This is a genomic window from Gracilimonas sp. (assembly GCF_031581265.1).
Classification (GTDB): domain Bacteria; phylum Bacteroidota; class Rhodothermia; order Balneolales; family Balneolaceae; genus Gracilimonas.
Genome location: NZ_JAVLBQ010000032.1, coordinates 19156 through 34480 on the forward strand (window position 1 = coordinate 19156; position 15325 = coordinate 34480).

Genomic DNA, 15325 nt, shown 5'->3' on the forward strand with positions numbered 1-15325 from the left:
ATGGCTGTTACCATTAGTGAATACAATCAAACTAAGAAAAAACTCATAAACAGTGAGTATGACTTAACTAATCTAAAAGTCATGCTTCGTAACGCAACTACGTTCACGGCATCCGATACGGTTGTTTCTGATTTGGACGGTAGCGAAGTATCGGGCAACGGATGGACGGCAGGAGGTGAGGCTATTGCGAACGCTGCTGTAACCATCGTTGATACAGATGATGCGATGCTGGACGGGGACGACATTGCCGTAACCGCTACCGGTGGGGATATTGGCCCGACGGACGGATATGTTATTGTTGATGATACGGATGCGGATGCCGAATTGGTGGCGTTTATTGATCCCGATGGGGCAAAAACGGCAGGCTCAGGTACGGAATTTCAGGTGAATTTCAACGCGGACGGAATCCTTAGAGTAACATGATCGGAGGCATTGTAGGCGGTATCGCAGGTGGTTCTCATGTGTTTGACTCGATTCAAACGGACGTACCTGCTTTACAGTTACAATCTACGCTCTACGCTCCGACGACACAGACCGGCGCTTCTACCTTCATTCCTACATTAGGATTCACCACAACCCTATACGCTCCTACAACGGCATTTACTATTTCGACTGAGGTTCCGACTCTATCGTTTCAAAGTGCATTATACGCACCTGACACAGAGTTAATTCTTTCGACAGAAATACCGACTCTTAGTTTTGCTTCTCAGTTTTTCGCTCCCGATACGGAATTAATCCTATCGGTTGACGTTCCGACACTTGAATTAGCATCTATTCTGAACGCTCCTACAACGGCAGGTGGGGCGAGTACGGGCGTTCCTACGGTTGACCTGTCTCTGTCTCTGTATTCACCAGAGACAAATATTGTCATTCGTGGTGTTCCACGATTCTATGTGAATGTCTCGGGAAGTACAGCAACGCTTACATTTACGAATCGTGAAGAAAAAGAAATTCAGATCTTCCGCGCGGCTGCTCATAATAAAGAGCCCGAAGCGCATGACTTTGTAAGTGCGGACACCTATAATGATAGTGTCGATACAAACGCAAACGATTACGGATACAGGGCGCGATTTGTCGGTCGTGTGGGTGGAACTATTATTGCGAGCGGTCAAAAATCAATTAAGAAAATCACAACATAATGTACATTGAAGATTTTGTTTATACCGAATTAACCGGAACTCCTTATACGGATTCTGCAACGTCTATCACTGTGAGCGATGCGTCTGTTTTTGCCGATCCCGACACAGTAGGGGATTATGAGATTGTCATTCAAAACAAAAGGAAACACCCGGGATTGGCTCAAAATCATGAGGAGTTAGAAGTAGTACTTCTCACGGCACGGGATACCGGCACAAACACGCTTACTATCACACGAAATTCAAACGGTAAAGAGGCGGTGGCGTTTGGTGATACGATAGACTGGATTGTTTATTTGGGCGCTACAAAACAGGTTTTTGATGACAAGCAGTATGTGCTAAGTGAAGGTGCTTTTGTTGATGGAGATAAAACCAAACTTGACGGTGTTGAAAGTAGCGCTGATGTAACCGATGCTGGTAACGTTGGTAGTTCTATTGAAGGGGTAGCAAGTGTAACACCTGCTGATACGGATAAGTTTGCTATTGTAGATGATACCGATACCTCTCTTAAATCTGTATTGTGGAGTTCTATAAAGACAGCACTGGATGCTATTTATGTAAAAGTATCTGATATCGTAGATAACCTTACCTCTACAGACACGAATAAACCTCTTTCAGCCAATCAAGGCAAGCAACTCAATGATTCAAAAGCCAACCTCTCCGGCGGGAATACATGGTCTGGCGTTCAGGATTTTGGAGATAGAATAGATTTAGTGTCTCTCTCCTTTGATGGGGGGGTGAATGTATTGAGTGATTATGAAAAAGGGACATTTACTGGAACTTTAACAACGAATGCGGGAGATGATGGAATAACATCTAACACAGACACCTGTTTTTATGAAAGGATAGGGGGTGTTTGTATCGTTTGGGGGGAAATAGGTGCAAATACTCCATCTAGTTTTAGCACTTACATAAATGATGATGATGGATATTCATTAAATATTGATGGACTGCCTTTTACGATTTACAACGATATACAGGGAAGAAGTGCGCCCGTTGTTGGAACAACAAAGGGTGTTGGATGTACAGGTGGTTATTTAGCAGGTATTGGGAGTCAAAATACGACAACTATTCTTTTTCAGGTAAATAAGGACGATGGTTCTGTAAGAACATCCCCTAACTTGACGACTAATGATTCTATCGCAGTACATTTTCAATTTACATATAAAATTGCATAAGTATGATTACAGAAAAAACAGAATATTATCCAGAACCAAGTAAAAACGGAAATATTAATTTAAAGCGGGTTGATGTTGTCTTAAAAGACGGGGAGGAACTTTCACGCAAAAATCACAGACAAGTTCTTACTCCAAATCAAGATGTTTCTAAATTTCCGCAGGATGTTCAAGACGTGTGCAATAGTTGGTGGAAACATCATTCAGGGAAAGATCCAACTGCCGAAGAGATTGAAGAACAGAAAAGAAATCGAATGGTATTGGAAGCTGGAGATTTTCATGCGTCAATCAACCTGCTTTCCTTCGATCGCGGAGAGATCAAAGAAGTGTATGATGAGCAGGGGAATGAGGCAGGACTTACTCCCATTTCTAATGCGATTGACAGCGCTATTTCGCAACTCCCAAAACGAAATCAGGTGAAGTACACAAAGCTACTTGAAAAAAGGACCCAGTTCCGAAGAACTAATAAAGAAGTCATTCAGATTGCAACGACTATCGGGATGAATGAGACTCAATTAGACGAATTTTTTGAACAGGCGAAGAAACTATCAGTATAACAAAAGAGCATATTAAGCAAGCGAAAGAAGATTCATTATCAGAGATTAGCAAAGCACAGGAAGTTGTTGCTCAAATATATGATGATCTGTTGGCGAATTTTGAACATCAAATTAATCTAACAGCGAAATTCGTAGACAACGGAATACTTGTAGAATGGAATCCTTTCAATGCCGAAGAGTCTGACTTGTATTTCTACGCCGAAGAGATTCATGATGAGTGGGAACATTCGGTTATGAAGTATATTGACCTTCATGAACAGCCTCTTGATACTCAATCAGGTGAACGGTTGTTAGGAACAGTTAACAAGGATAGAGAAAAATACACATGGCATTTCAAATTAGTTGCCGATGAAAGAGAAGAAGTCATTTCTATAAAAAAGGATGATAGTTCTGATGATGAGGGCGGTGATCAGGACGAAAATATAAAGCCCATTTCAACCGATCCTAATGATTGGGAAGTTCAAGGGAAAGTCTTGGACGGAAAAAAGATTGTAGCAGGTGTTGTGGATATAGGCGGTGTAGCTCACATGCTTGTTCAGTCTCAACGAAAAATTGATGGAGTGTGGACAAATTGTGGTGAATTGTATACATCTACTGACCTGAAAGAATGGACACCTCACGAAAATAACCCCGTACTGATTGACGCAATGCCGTGGGCAGGGCAAGATAATGGTATTCCTCACAGAATAGCCCCGAGAACGCTTATCAAATGGCAAGGTTCCTACTACACCTATACAAGAGACCGAAACGGACAGTATCCCGGCATTCGTGGAGTAGGTGTGTTCTCTTCTGACGATCTGATTGACTGGCAAGGCTACGATGATTGGTTTGTTGATGTAGAGCGAGTGAAGGCAAAAGTACCTGATAATCTACTTGCAGATAATGAATACGAACGATGCTATCTCAAATGCGCTACCATTGGAGCAGGGATCTATATTATTGTCAATATTGAGGACGTTGAGGGTAACGACAGTACATTTGTATTCAAAGGGACTGATCCGATTGATTTTAATTCTTTTGAATACATTGAAGCTCCATGGGTAGGGGGAGGTCGTATTGTAGGTAATCTTTATCGGATCAATGGAGAGTGGATTCAGATTGACAGAGGGACGCCAGGATATGATTCAATTCGCATTCAGAAAGGCTGGAAGCCGTTTGAGTTGGGAGATGGCATTCCGATAGATCATGACGGACCGCGTGAGACGGCATTTCCTTTTTTCTATCAAGGCCGGTGGCATCTTTTCTATGATGACAATAAGGATGGTAGGAATATTCACCTTGCTACTCAAAATACTCCATAGACCGTACAGTTTTCTTGTGCTTCCCTCCGTATAGGACTTGAACGGAATCAGTGATACAATATGTCACTGCGAAGGACTTAACCCCGTTAGCGTAATATATGCGCTCCTGGACGTGTTCATGTTTGGTTGCTTTGTGGTTGATAAGAAGCACTAAGATAATAGCCGTTCCGAAAAAGATTCCTATAAGTGAATTGCCTTTCATGTCAATTATTATTTACAGTTAAAAGAAATTTCCAATTGTTAATCGCGTAGCTAAATCCCTTCGAGAACGCTTTCCCTTTTGCCGTATGAGAGGCGTATCTATTCTTAACCAATATACGGCCATGACGCATATAAGGCAACGTGTTCTTAGCTGATTCTATGCCCTCTGTGTATGCTTTAGTCATCTTCTGTTTTTATATGGTTATAATGTTCGATTTGCCACCTTATTAAGGTTCCAGAAATGTATTGAAATTCATTAGTATTGATTATTTCTGAGATTTCAGGCGTAATATTTCTTAATGATTCAATAGCAACTTGAAGTCTTTCGCTATGTGTTAGGTCTATGTATTCCCTTTCAGTCATATCTAATTAAGTGTTTGGGTTAAACATAAAATCTTGATGCTTTAAACTTCTTGCCACAATCTAAGCACTCTGAATGCGCTGAAAATCCTTTACAACCGCCATCTAATGGGCAATCTTTGGGAATGAACCCTATCCTATGCCAACCGTTTTTAAACTTGCTTTTCGGGCATTTACCCTTCTTTGGTTGCTTATGAAGTGCTACCTTTTCTTGCCAAGTGTCGTTTGTTAGTTCCATATCTAACTAATTAAGTGTTTGGGTTAAAAACTTTCACTACTTCAAAACCTTCTTCTTTGTCTATTTCGATAGCTTCATCACAACTATGTTGTTCCCAGTGTCCATCATTCAATTTGGTATTGTTTGTTGATCCTTGAAAGATCCGGACTAATTCGCCTTGCCTGTTACACCTTCCTGATTCAACACTTTCACATGAATGACTTTCGCATCTATCAAATTGAGGTAATCCGTATTTTGATTTCATATCTATTGGTTATTTGGTGGTTAAAATTGTCTCTGTAGTTATCAAGTATGTTCATACGAAGTTCATTATTTCTTTCATGATATCATCTGATCCAACAGTTAACAACTCACATGCCGTATCAACTGCCTTACTGAAAAACTCTTCAAACTCTTCCGGTTTCATTTTACCGAATGCGATTGACTTTACTTCCCATCCAACATTCCCTTTATCGTTGATATATCGCTTTTCTACATATCCGTTTTTTAGCTTAATGTAAAAGTGAACATCTTCTTTTGTTTTGATTCGGAATTGATGATTCTGCATAAGATTATTCTCAACTGATTCAGGAAGATTCTGCAAAATCATATCAACCAAAGCCCAATACTTTTGAAGAAACCTATAATTGCGCTGGTCAATGCTTTTACACTCAAAGACTTCACCAACCCCAACTTTGCGGAATTTCTCTTCATCCTTTCCATCGGCTGGTATGGCATATCCTTTATCGGTTTTAGCAAGATTAAATTTCATACTCCCCCTCCCACCATTGTTCAAATGTATCGTAAGGTAACGGACACGAATCTATTACTTCCTTACCGTTATAAACCTTCATCCATTTATCATCTGCTCGCCTTGCCCTCCAGTCGATATAAGGCGCTTCATGCTCTGCTACAGGTGAATGCTTCCAGCCTAATTTTCGGGCTTCTCTGGCTGTTTCTGCAAAGGCTAACATCACCCATTCATCACCTTTTGGATATACCCAATATGGATTCACAGTTCCTCTTTGATTTGTAGGATTGACTGTTTGTCTATTACTCTGCCACCATGTAGTTCTACTCGTTTAGTTTTTGCTCTTTTTGCAGCTTCATCAAGTACCTGTATGCAGGCTTCACGCATACACGCTTTTGTGAATCCCTTCGTATATGGCGCTCCTGATTTATCCTCATAAAGGAGGTGTGCTATAATTTTATTAAAGTCTATCTTCATAATTACTCCTCCACATATTTACGTACAAAATCCGGTTTAATCTCTCCATGAATCTGCTTCAAAATATCCTGCCTCTTAATATCTAAGATAGCATACAGTTCAAGGGAGTTGAACCCTTCGTTTTTAGAATCAATCTCAAAACTTTCATCATCTTTTTCTGTAATTTTCAGTTTGTATTTCTTCATAATTTGTATGGTTAGAGTTGTTCTATTTTATCCCGAATGGGCAATACTAATTCATTCCAAAAGTCTATACACCTTTCTTCCAGTTCTTCAATCATTGCATCATCCCTTACTACTCTATTCACAGACAGTTGATACTTATCAGGGTAGCGAGGATCAAAGCTCACAAAATCACACCATTTTCGTTCTGTTAGCCACAGGTAGCCTTGAATCTGATAACGGTACTGAGTGATCTGTTCACCATTAAGCAGGTTCTTAAAATGGTTATTTGAGTTCGGGCATTTTACCTCAATAATTCCATCGGTCCCGATTAACCCATCCGGCTCACCGCTTATAAAATCATATTCAGGGTGTTCAATTCTGCTTTTTTCCTGAACCTCAACCATTTTGTATTTCTCATACGATTTAATAGCCAGGGGTTCATGGTCAATACCCCATTGCATTTCGTACGAAGTATAATCATCGGACGGAACGCCTATCATTAGCTGAACAATTTCCTCTGCGTAAGAAGTAGCAGTCTTACCGAATTTTGACTTCCCACGGGATCCAGTCATTACTTTAGCGAATCCTGAGGGTGTGATATTTGCTGGTCTATTCATGATAATGAGTTTGAAAATTCCATAGCCTCTGCGACTAATTTTTCTTTGTCTTTTTCAGAGAGTGTATAATGCTTTTGTATTGCTTCAATGTTTGATTCTCCTTTTGCTACCGAATGAACGGCTTTCTCCCATTTCTCAGATTCATCATTCAATACAGGTTTGCTTTTCTTCTTAGTTTTTTGCTTCTCATGCTCATCTGTATCTGCATCTTTCGTGTCGTCAATCAACCACATTCCATTGAGGGCATACTTGCGGGCATAGCTTGAAGCGGTGCCGGTAATTTGCGAATGATCCATTCCTTTCTTGTTTTCAGGCTCACGGGCAAATGCAGAGACTTGCATTTCATTTTTGCCGTCTAATACCGTAACTATTGCTTTAATGTAATATCTATCGCGTACCTGCACGATGTCATCAGAAATACGTTGTAAAAGCCCGTATTCAGAAAGTAATGGTTTCACTCCTTCAAGTATATCCTCACAGCTTCGATACTTGTATTTCCCAAAGTTATTGAATTGATTCTTTGGCGCTTTCAATTCGCTTTGAATAGCGATTATTTTTTGATTAAATGTTAGTTCTTCACTCATTGTTATCCTCTGTTGTTAATTGTTCAATATTCCGTTCAACATCTTCCAAAGCAGCCTCATAAGTTTCAAGTAATTCGGTTTGTCTCCTTATTTGAGCCTTGTAATAATCTTCAAGAAACTTGTAATCTTGTTTTGTTAATGGTTCATTCATTGTCTTTGAGTTTTGATGTTCTGCGAATCATATTTCCCGCACATTCATACGGCTTATGATTCATATAAATAATGTGGTGCCCTTTGTTTGCATACGATTTACAAAGATAGGTGCATTCATGCCATCGGTTATCAGCTCCATAAACTTCAACTTTTTTGCCATTACTTAAGCCTATCTCATCATCAGTTACCTTGCCTTTTTCGTACCCTCTTTCGAGTTCTTCGATACTCATATCTTTTAATCCTTTACTCATTGTTATCCTCTATTTCGTTTCCGTTATTGTCAATTAGTACATACTCATAATCCTCTGGTGTACCACATTCTAAACAACAGCCTGCGTCCAAAGTTTGATAGATTGTATCGTACCCTCCACATGTATTACACTTGCTTATTTCATTCATTTTTCATCCTCTATTTGTGTTAACTCTTCTATGTTTCGTTCAACATCTTCCAAAGCAGCCTCATAAGTTTCAAGTAATTCGGTTTGTCTCCTTATTTGAGCCTTGTAATAATCTTCAAGAAACTTGTAATCTTGTTTTGTTAATCGTTCATTCATTGTCTTTGAGTTTTTGATATTCGTGTTCTGCGAGTTTTTTCATGGCTTCGTGAGCAGATAGAGATGCAGACGCAAATGCTACGATCTCATTTTTCCTGCTATCTCGTTTTGAAAATTCCTTAACATCACTTTTGATAGCAAAATGAATCTGTTCAAGCAAATGCTGTTCGATTTCTTCATCTGTTACCTTGCCTTTTTCGTACCCTCTTTCGAGTTCTTCGATACTCATATCTTTTAATCCTTTACTCATTGTTCTCCTCTACGTTTAAATTAATCTGCTATAATTAGTATTCCTTTTATAATTTCTCATACCCATGCAAGGCCGTAAGCAGTCCATATAATTGCGGGAGCCGATACAATGTGAAGTAGGTAGCCTATTAGTAGTAAGCGTATCATTTCTTTTCCTCTAAGTTTACAGTGAGGTTTAGATAGTCCATTAATACTTTCGTATCCTCTCCGTTCAAGCCAGAGTTGCCAGACGTAAAAGCATATAGGCTATGCGGTTTAATTCCGCAATCGTTAGCTATTTCATGGAATTTCATTTTATTGGCTGACTTAAAAGAATGAAGTGCAAGCCGTAATTTTTCATCAAATTCTGTCATAATTATCTATTTGTTTGCGTTCACTGATTATAATATAAGGAAAAGAATTTTAAGTACAAAGGATAATTTTATAAATAATCTTAAAATAATCCTTGCATCTAATACACACCTTGCTTATATTAAAGTAGTGATTAAAACAAACCACATAACACAAACCTCCGATCAAATGAAAGACTTACTTAGAATTAAAATTTGGGTTTACGATTACGATGGCAGCAAATCAAACAGAACTGAGATTGGTTATTTCAAATCAATTGAAGATGCTAAAAAAGAAGGATGGAAAATAGAGGTTCAAAAATAACAACCACGAACCTAATTAAACTTGAACTATACAAAATGGATGAATTATGAAGCCGATAGTTAAAAGAGATAAAGCGATTTCTGAAACAATAGATAACGTTAGAAGTGGGAACCTATGGCCTGCCGAGGCTATGGTATGTTTAGAAGAAATAGCTCAGGAATACGCCATGCAGAAGTGTATAGAGCAAAGAAAGATATGTTATGAAGAATATTTAGATGTAAGCCAAAACGATACTGATTTTGGAGAATTTATTTTAAACGCACCATTATCTACTGACCAATGAACGAATCAAAAATACACTCACTAATAAGAACCGAACTTCAAACCCAATACGAACAGGCAAAGCAAGACTGGTTGTCTGATATGCCGTTTACCTATTTTGATTTTGATTGGGAGCCTGATTGGGATTGGTTGCGATGTGAAGTGTCTATTAATCTTGGCCGAAAATGCTTTTTTCTATACAAAATGTACGGATCTGATTGGGAGGATGTCTTAGACGGTCATGTATTCCAGGTATGGGAAACGATGATTGAGGACTTTAGAGCCGATTTAGAGAATACGAAAAAAGACTTACTTTACGACAAGAAAAACAGGGAATCAGAATCTAAATGTGTGTATCCAAGATGAAAAAACCGAAAATTACAGAAGGTGAATGGTATACAAATAGTTCTGTTTTTGATGATACAATAATTGTAACAACAAAAGAAAACGGATGGGTGGCTGATGTGCCAGGCTCGCCTGAACAACAAAGAGCTAACGCCAAAGTAATCTCGGCAGTTCCTGAAATGATAGATGCTTTGATTGTAGCTCAAGATGTATTTTCATATATAAATGATAATGATGCTTATGGAGATTTTGCTGAAGAATTAACAAAAGTTGAAAAAGCCCTTAAAAAAGCAGGATGTTATGACAGCTAAAAAAACAAGAAAAGAATTTCACGACCTTATTTGGAACGGTACAGAAGGCACCCCCGAACATATTAACAGACTTGAAGCATTGCTTGAACAATTCGCACTTCAAGTAGCTACGGATGCGGTGGAGGAGGAGCGTAAAAAACTTGCTACAATTGATGATATGAGTCATGGAATTTTAAATGGAGTTTTCAAAAATATCAAAAAACGATTAGATGAAAACAGTTAAAGTCTATATTTGCAACGTATGTGGAAAAGAATATGACACTGAATCAGAGGCTATACACTGCCATCCTGATATTGTGATTAAGGAAGTACCGGTATTGGAGTACAAAGCACGATTAGATGCTTAACACATTATTAATCATAGCGGGAGTTATTATTCTACCTATCATTGTGTTGGTAATTTTAACCGCAATTCGAGACTTAAAAGATTGGCATGAGAAGTAGCAAAACAAAAAAATTAGCAAAGCAAAAAGCGGATCGTTATTTCTCTAAATTTATCCGTATGCGAGACGCCAACGATCAAGGCTTAGTGAGGTGTTGCACTTCAGGTAAATGGATTCACTGGAAACAATCTGATGCTGGACACTACATTTCACGTAGATTTGAAGCAACCAGGTACGATGAACGTAATTGCCATGCACAATCTAAGCAGGAAAACAGATTCCATAACGGCAATCAGTTACAACACCAAAAATACATTGAAGAACGATATGGAGAAGGTACTGCTGAAAAGCTATTTGTGAAGTCTCGAATGAAGTGTTTTAGAAAGAAACATGATTATGAAGCGATAGCAGAAGAATACTATAATAAGGTTAAAAATATTGAGTCTAAACTGCCAAACCTGTAAATTACAATCAAAACATGTAATTATGGCAAAGTTAGAAATACCAAAAGGCAAGCGTTACGGAAAATTAACAGTAATTAAAGAGGTTGAAAAGTTTGTTCAGCCGTCCGGTCAAACTCAAAGAGGTTTCCTTTGCAGGTGTGATTGTGGCAATACTAAGAAAGTTCGGCTTTCACATTTAGAGCATGATAGAGTTAATTCATGTGGTTGTTTAGCAGGCGAATTCCATGATGATCACGGAACCTCACTACATAATACATGGCGGGGAATGAAGAACCGTTCAAAAGAATATCATTCGCAGTCATATCTATATAGCGATAGAGGTATTGATATATGTGATGAATGGGAAAATAGCTACTTAGAATTCAAAACGTGGGCTTTGGAAAATGGTTATGAGGAAGGGTTGACTATTGACCGAAAGAATAACGATAAAGGGTATCATCCCGGCAATTGCAGATTTGTTCCTCAATATGTGAATAACGCTAATAGAAGAAATACATACTTTGTAAAATATAAAGGTGAAGAAATAGCATTTACCTTGCTTCTTCGTAAAAAGGGGTTGACAGATCATTACGCGGCTATAAGAAGCAGAATAAAACGAGGATGGGATGTTGATGAAGCAATTGACACCCCTATACGTGAAGGGAATTACAGATAACAAAAAACGGAGAACCTATGAAAACGCTCTGCATGTTTATTGCCTTTATTTTATTCTCATTGGTGTACCCTGTAATTGTAATCTTAGAAAAAATCGAAGCCCTTTAATGATCTTTTCTGACTCGGAGGTTAGTAAGGTTGGTGGAGTGGAAAGCCCTGTGAGTACACTCCACTTTATTTTTAAATACTTTAATTATGGATAAGAAAAATTGGAATTGGCAATATGCAAGGTGGTTAGTGATGTTAAGAAAGGCTTTACTCGCTACAGGATGTTTTGAAAAAGGTGTTTATCCTGATCCGAAAGCATGGTGGGATTATTATAAATACACGAATCTAACGCCTTATCAGGCGGCTAAAAAAGATACAGGCGTTTCTCCATCATATTTTTATATGGAATGGAATGGGAGGTATCCAAAATGAAGCCATACAAAACCCCTAAACAATTTCACAAGTGGATCCGCAGAGAAATAGGAACAGTAATCTTAGCGAATACGCCTTATGCTACCGTCAACGAAGCTAATTAATCAGATCGCATCCAAAGGGTACAATATAGGATCTGTCTTCCGGGACTGGGTTAGTTTGATGTTATATGCCCTATCGAAAGAAGAAGAGCTGTACATGGAAGTGATGAGCCGTTACCGGAATGAAGGCGAACCACGTGAAGCGGATCTATTTGCAAAAGCCTTTGCAGAACTCCAAACGGAAATGAGAAAAGAAAATCATGATGTGCTTGGCGGAGTGTATATGGAAATCGTCTCAAATTGGAGCGCCAAAGGAATGGGCCAGTTTTTTACCCCTGTCGGGCTCTGTGATATGATGGCAGATATTAATATCAAAGATGATAAGAAGCCCGTAAGCGTTGCAGATCCGGCCTGTGGTAGTGGACGAACACTTGTATCGTCTGCTAAACGCGTTCATTCCGATAGCTGGTTTCATGGCATTGATGCAGATAACGTATGTGCTCAAATGTGTGCATTGAACTTCTGCTTTTTCAACATGAACGGCTATGTGATTCATGGAAACACGCTAAGCATGAAATTCTATGATGGATGGATCACAAACGGAAGTGCGATAGGTGGTGCAGTAAGGCAAATGAGTGAAGAAGAGGTGGTGCAATATAAGAAAAAGTACGGCAGTGCTATTCAGAACCGCCAGGAATCAAAGCAGCTCTCATTACTCTAAAAATTTCATCAACCCCCTTACACAATTTGTTGTATAAATCCCACATTTTGAGTACATTTAACTATTGATTTATTGAAGGCTGGTCAGGAGCCTGAACAAAGAATTTAAAGCGAGACATTTAGAGCCTGACCCTCTAAGTGTACTCGCTTTTTTTATTGGATTAAGTATGGATGAAATCGACAGAGTGATCCAAAAGCTACATAGGAAAAATAAAGGCACTAAAAAATTAATTGACCTAAATGAAGATAGACGTTTGCGGAAATTGGAGTTAGAGCAAAGACTCAGAATGAGGAATAAATTAATTAATGCTATTGAATTTGGTGCTGGACGAAGAGAAACAACAGAAGCCGAATACTTTTAATCCTATGGACAAAAACGAAATCATACAAATCTTAGAGGATGATTACGGTACTTCTAATCCGAATGATTTATCAGAGACAGATAGGGCTATTCTATTTGAGACATTACGTTCAAATATTCGTTTAGACAGCTCCAATCCTGATGAATATACCAAACAGTTAATAATCATTTCAGAAGCGCTTGAAATATGAACAAGGATGCATACTACTTCCCGCATTTCTCAAATGCGAGGCATGATAGAAAATTGCGAAGGGTAAGAAAAGAACTAGGGGTTGAGGGTTATGGAATATATTTCATGATATTAGAAGTTCTCAGGGAACAAGAGGACTTTGCCTATCCTGTACATGATATTGACCTGTTAGCAGATGACTTTGGGACTAGTGAACAAAAGGTTGAGGTAGTAATAATGAACTACAATCTATTTTTGATTGACGAGGACAAATTCTTCTACTCTCCAAAGCTAATTGAATACCTTCAACCCTATTTAGAGCGTTCAAAACGAGCAAGGAAAGCCGCTTTAAAGCGTTGGCATGGCGATTCTAATGCAAATGCAGATGCAAATGCATTGCCCGAGCATAGCGATAGCAATGCAAGTAAAGTAAAAGAGAGTAAAGTAAAGAAAAGTAAAGAAGAGGTATCAAAGATACCCACACTCCCTCAGGTAAAAGAATACTTCAAAGAAAATGGTTACGATCCAAAGGTAGCTGAAAAGGCATTCAGTATTTACAACGCTTCAATAGAGGATCATCCTAAAAGAAAATACTGGCGGGATAGCAGAGACAATCTGATTAAGAACTGGAAATTGAAGATGCAGAGTGTTTGGTTTAAAGAGGAAAATAAAATGAATGGGAAAGATGAATTCAATCCTGAAATCGCAAAGATGAGAAAGAACGCTTTTAAATGAAGTTACAAGAATACGTTATATCAAAAATGTGTCATTCCAAAGAGGCGGCTGTTTGGGGGCTTACAAAATTAAATCCGTCTCATTTCACAGGTCAGGGCAGGACATACTACTCAATCATCAAATCACTCTACAAGCTATACGGTTCTGTCGATTTACACACGTTCGTTTCTCAGTCTTCTGCACAACGGATAAAAGAGAGCAACGCTAATGAAATCTATCAATATGCACAAGGTCAAACCGATGAATGGAGGAACGTTTTTCAAGAGTTTAAACAGGACTCGATAAAACGGAATATCCGGAAAGACCTACAGGATTTATTAACGGTATCGAATAATGGATATGATGTCTCAGAGATAGCCTCAAAAACGACTTCTAAGGCGGTCAATTGGATAAGCGATACAGAGAAGCGATACTACACCGGTGAAGAGATTGACAACCTGAATGAGGAAGAGGGGGAGCCAATAACGACAGGGTTTCAATTGTACGATGATCATATTTATAAACACGGTGGAAATCTTAAAGGGCAAATGAAAGGTGTTATCTGTAGGGAGAAGCATGGTAAGACCCGATCAGAGTGCTGGGAGGTGGCCCAAAACATTCGTCAAGGGTATAAGGTCCTTTATATCACATTGGAAGGCAGGAAGCAGGATATAACCGGGAACCTTAAACAGATCCTCCAATCAGACTGGAACCAATATCGTAATAACTTTTTAGGAGTTGATGGAACCGTTGATATTGAAGAAATAGAATCTGTGATATTAGAGGCGGTGTTGGTTGAACATGTCGACAAGGTGGTTATCGACTATATCCAATTGGCAGTAGCTCCTGGAAATAGCGAGAATGAGAGAATAAACGCTGCAACCGAACGGCTCAGGCACTTGATGGTAAAGTATAATTTTCATCTTACACTACTAAGCCAAGCCCGAAAGGAATCAACCTATACAACCGTTCCAAAGGATTCACAAGGGAATAAGTTAGTACCCGATGGATGGAAGCACGTCCCCGGGGTTAATGATGCGTATGGAAGCAATGCACTAATTAAAGCTGCCACAATTATTATTGTAGGATTCCGGCCTAATTTGTATGAAGAAAACATTGAACATTCACCACTTGGAACCAAAGTTATAAACCCCGAAAAAGGGAAAGACTCCGTACATTCTTTCTACATGCAGATAGCACGTACAAGATACAAACCGGAATACCTTCACCAATGGTGGCGGTTTATTGATTCTGATTCAGGACTCCAAAACCCAAAATTTATTTGACTAATTGTTGTATAAACCATACATTGTGGTATGAATAAACAAACAG

At 38.8% G+C, this 15325-nt stretch carries 30 protein-coding genes; 18 read left to right on the forward strand and 12 right to left on the reverse strand.

Going from position 1 to position 15325, the window contains the following annotated elements; translation table 11 throughout:
* From RI561_RS10955 to RI561_RS10975, 5 genes are all read left to right on the forward strand, one after another.
* A complete protein-coding gene (locus tag RI561_RS10955; protein ID WP_395080283.1) occupies positions 1–423 on the forward strand; it encodes a hypothetical protein in 423 nt (140 codons plus the stop codon).
* Complete coding sequence (locus RI561_RS10960; protein ID WP_395080284.1) at positions 420–1139, forward strand: hypothetical protein; 720 nt, start codon at positions 420–422, stop codon at positions 1137–1139. The genes RI561_RS10955 and RI561_RS10960 overlap by 4 nt, the downstream gene beginning before the upstream one ends.
* Positions 1139–2314 carry a hypothetical protein gene (locus tag RI561_RS10965; RefSeq protein WP_395080285.1) on the forward strand — a complete coding sequence of 392 codons (1176 nt, stop codon included), beginning with the start codon at positions 1139–1141 and terminating at the stop codon, positions 2312–2314. Before RI561_RS10960 ends, RI561_RS10965 begins: the two co-directional genes overlap by 1 nt.
* Positions 2315–2316: 2 nt before the next feature.
* Positions 2317–2868 carry a hypothetical protein gene (locus RI561_RS10970; RefSeq protein ID WP_395080286.1) on the forward strand — a complete coding sequence of 184 codons (552 nt, stop codon included), beginning with the start codon at positions 2317–2319 and terminating at the stop codon, positions 2866–2868.
* Between the two features lie 89 nt (positions 2869–2957).
* Positions 2958–4169: a hypothetical protein gene (locus RI561_RS10975; RefSeq protein WP_395080287.1), complete on the forward strand. Its 1212-nt coding sequence runs from the start codon at positions 2958–2960 to the stop codon at positions 4167–4169.
* Positions 4170–4978: 809 nt separating this feature from the next.
* Here the strand turns inward: RI561_RS10975 and RI561_RS10980 are convergent.
* The 12 genes from RI561_RS10980 to RI561_RS11035 all read right to left on the reverse strand — a co-directional run bounded on the left by RI561_RS10980 (position 4979) and on the right by RI561_RS11035 (position 8849).
* Positions 4979–5212 carry a hypothetical protein gene (locus tag RI561_RS10980; protein ID WP_395080288.1) on the reverse strand — a complete coding sequence of 78 codons (234 nt, stop codon included), beginning with the start codon at positions 5210–5212 and terminating at the stop codon, positions 4979–4981.
* Between the two features lie 51 nt (positions 5213–5263).
* Positions 5264–5719, reverse strand: a complete 456-nt coding sequence (locus RI561_RS10985; protein ID WP_395080289.1) for a hypothetical protein — start codon at positions 5717–5719, stop codon at positions 5264–5266.
* Positions 5709–5963, reverse strand: a complete 255-nt coding sequence (locus RI561_RS10990) for a hypothetical protein (protein ID WP_395080290.1) — start codon at positions 5961–5963, stop codon at positions 5709–5711. Before RI561_RS10990 ends, RI561_RS10985 begins: the two co-directional genes overlap by 11 nt.
* The gene (locus RI561_RS10995) at positions 5960–6175 is read right to left on the reverse strand and encodes a hypothetical protein (protein WP_395080291.1); all 216 of its coding nucleotides are present in this window, start codon (positions 6173–6175) and stop codon (positions 5960–5962) included. Before RI561_RS10995 ends, RI561_RS10990 begins: the two co-directional genes overlap by 4 nt.
* A 2-nt stretch (positions 6176–6177) precedes the next feature.
* Positions 6178–6360, reverse strand: coding sequence for a hypothetical protein (locus RI561_RS11000; protein WP_395080292.1), 183 nt, complete (start codon positions 6358–6360; stop codon positions 6178–6180).
* 11 nt (positions 6361–6371) lie between these two features.
* Positions 6372–6956 carry a lambda exonuclease family protein gene (locus tag RI561_RS11005; RefSeq protein WP_395080293.1) on the reverse strand — a complete coding sequence of 195 codons (585 nt, stop codon included), beginning with the start codon at positions 6954–6956 and terminating at the stop codon, positions 6372–6374.
* Positions 6953–7540, reverse strand: coding sequence for an ERF family protein (locus RI561_RS11010; RefSeq protein ID WP_395080294.1), 588 nt, complete (start codon positions 7538–7540; stop codon positions 6953–6955). The genes RI561_RS11005 and RI561_RS11010 overlap by 4 nt, the downstream gene beginning before the upstream one ends.
* The gene (locus RI561_RS11015) at positions 7533–7691 is read right to left on the reverse strand and encodes a hypothetical protein (protein ID WP_395080295.1); all 159 of its coding nucleotides are present in this window, start codon (positions 7689–7691) and stop codon (positions 7533–7535) included. The genes RI561_RS11010 and RI561_RS11015 overlap by 8 nt, the downstream gene beginning before the upstream one ends.
* Entirely contained in the window at positions 7684–7944 is a 261-nt protein-coding gene (locus RI561_RS11020; protein WP_395080296.1) for a hypothetical protein, read from the reverse strand. Before RI561_RS11020 ends, RI561_RS11015 begins: the two co-directional genes overlap by 8 nt.
* A gap of 144 nt (positions 7945–8088) precedes the next feature.
* Positions 8089–8247 (reverse strand): hypothetical protein, encoded by a 159-nt coding sequence (locus RI561_RS11025; protein WP_395080297.1) that lies wholly within the window; start codon positions 8245–8247, stop codon positions 8089–8091.
* Positions 8240–8497, reverse strand: coding sequence for a hypothetical protein (locus tag RI561_RS11030; RefSeq protein ID WP_395080298.1), 258 nt, complete (start codon positions 8495–8497; stop codon positions 8240–8242). Before RI561_RS11030 ends, RI561_RS11025 begins: the two co-directional genes overlap by 8 nt.
* Positions 8498–8639: 142 nt before the next feature.
* Positions 8640–8849: a hypothetical protein gene (locus RI561_RS11035; protein WP_395080299.1), complete on the reverse strand. Its 210-nt coding sequence runs from the start codon at positions 8847–8849 to the stop codon at positions 8640–8642.
* Positions 8850–9015: 166 nt separating this feature from the next.
* Between RI561_RS11035 and RI561_RS11040 the strand changes: the two genes are divergently transcribed.
* The 13 genes from RI561_RS11040 (at position 9016) to RI561_RS11100 (ending at position 15279) form a co-directional block, all read left to right on the forward strand.
* Positions 9016–9150, forward strand: a complete 135-nt coding sequence (locus RI561_RS11040; protein WP_395080300.1) for a hypothetical protein — start codon at positions 9016–9018, stop codon at positions 9148–9150.
* 46 nt (positions 9151–9196) lie between these two features.
* Positions 9197–9433, forward strand: coding sequence for a hypothetical protein (locus RI561_RS11045; RefSeq protein ID WP_395080301.1), 237 nt, complete (start codon positions 9197–9199; stop codon positions 9431–9433).
* Positions 9430–9777: a hypothetical protein gene (locus tag RI561_RS11050; protein WP_395080302.1), complete on the forward strand. Its 348-nt coding sequence runs from the start codon at positions 9430–9432 to the stop codon at positions 9775–9777. The genes RI561_RS11045 and RI561_RS11050 overlap by 4 nt, the downstream gene beginning before the upstream one ends.
* Entirely contained in the window at positions 9774–10067 is a 294-nt protein-coding gene (locus RI561_RS11055) for a hypothetical protein (protein ID WP_395080303.1), read from the forward strand. The genes RI561_RS11050 and RI561_RS11055 overlap by 4 nt, the downstream gene beginning before the upstream one ends.
* Positions 10057–10290 (forward strand): hypothetical protein, encoded by a 234-nt coding sequence (locus RI561_RS11060; RefSeq protein ID WP_395080304.1) that lies wholly within the window; start codon positions 10057–10059, stop codon positions 10288–10290. The genes RI561_RS11055 and RI561_RS11060 overlap by 11 nt, the downstream gene beginning before the upstream one ends.
* A complete protein-coding gene (locus tag RI561_RS11065) occupies positions 10277–10414 on the forward strand; it encodes a hypothetical protein (RefSeq protein WP_395080305.1) in 138 nt (45 codons plus the stop codon). The genes RI561_RS11060 and RI561_RS11065 overlap by 14 nt, the downstream gene beginning before the upstream one ends.
* A gap of 86 nt (positions 10415–10500) precedes the next feature.
* Positions 10501–10914 carry a recombination protein NinG gene (locus tag RI561_RS11070; protein ID WP_395080306.1) on the forward strand — a complete coding sequence of 138 codons (414 nt, stop codon included), beginning with the start codon at positions 10501–10503 and terminating at the stop codon, positions 10912–10914.
* A 22-nt stretch (positions 10915–10936) separates the two neighbouring features.
* Positions 10937–11569 (forward strand): hypothetical protein, encoded by a 633-nt coding sequence (locus RI561_RS11075; RefSeq protein ID WP_395080307.1) that lies wholly within the window; start codon positions 10937–10939, stop codon positions 11567–11569.
* A 194-nt stretch (positions 11570–11763) separates the two neighbouring features.
* Positions 11764–11988, forward strand: a complete 225-nt coding sequence (locus RI561_RS11080; RefSeq protein WP_395080308.1) for a hypothetical protein — start codon at positions 11764–11766, stop codon at positions 11986–11988.
* 78 nt (positions 11989–12066) lie between these two features.
* Entirely contained in the window at positions 12067–12750 is a 684-nt protein-coding gene (locus RI561_RS11085) for an N-6 DNA methylase (RefSeq protein WP_395080309.1), read from the forward strand.
* Positions 12751–13055: 305 nt separating this feature from the next.
* Positions 13056–13301, forward strand: coding sequence for a hypothetical protein (locus tag RI561_RS11090; RefSeq protein ID WP_395080310.1), 246 nt, complete (start codon positions 13056–13058; stop codon positions 13299–13301).
* Positions 13298–14014, forward strand: coding sequence for a DUF4373 domain-containing protein (locus tag RI561_RS11095; RefSeq protein WP_395080311.1), 717 nt, complete (start codon positions 13298–13300; stop codon positions 14012–14014). Before RI561_RS11090 ends, RI561_RS11095 begins: the two co-directional genes overlap by 4 nt.
* A complete protein-coding gene (locus RI561_RS11100) occupies positions 14011–15279 on the forward strand; it encodes a hypothetical protein (RefSeq protein WP_395080312.1) in 1269 nt (422 codons plus the stop codon). Before RI561_RS11095 ends, RI561_RS11100 begins: the two co-directional genes overlap by 4 nt.
* Positions 15280–15325 lie beyond the last annotated feature (46 nt).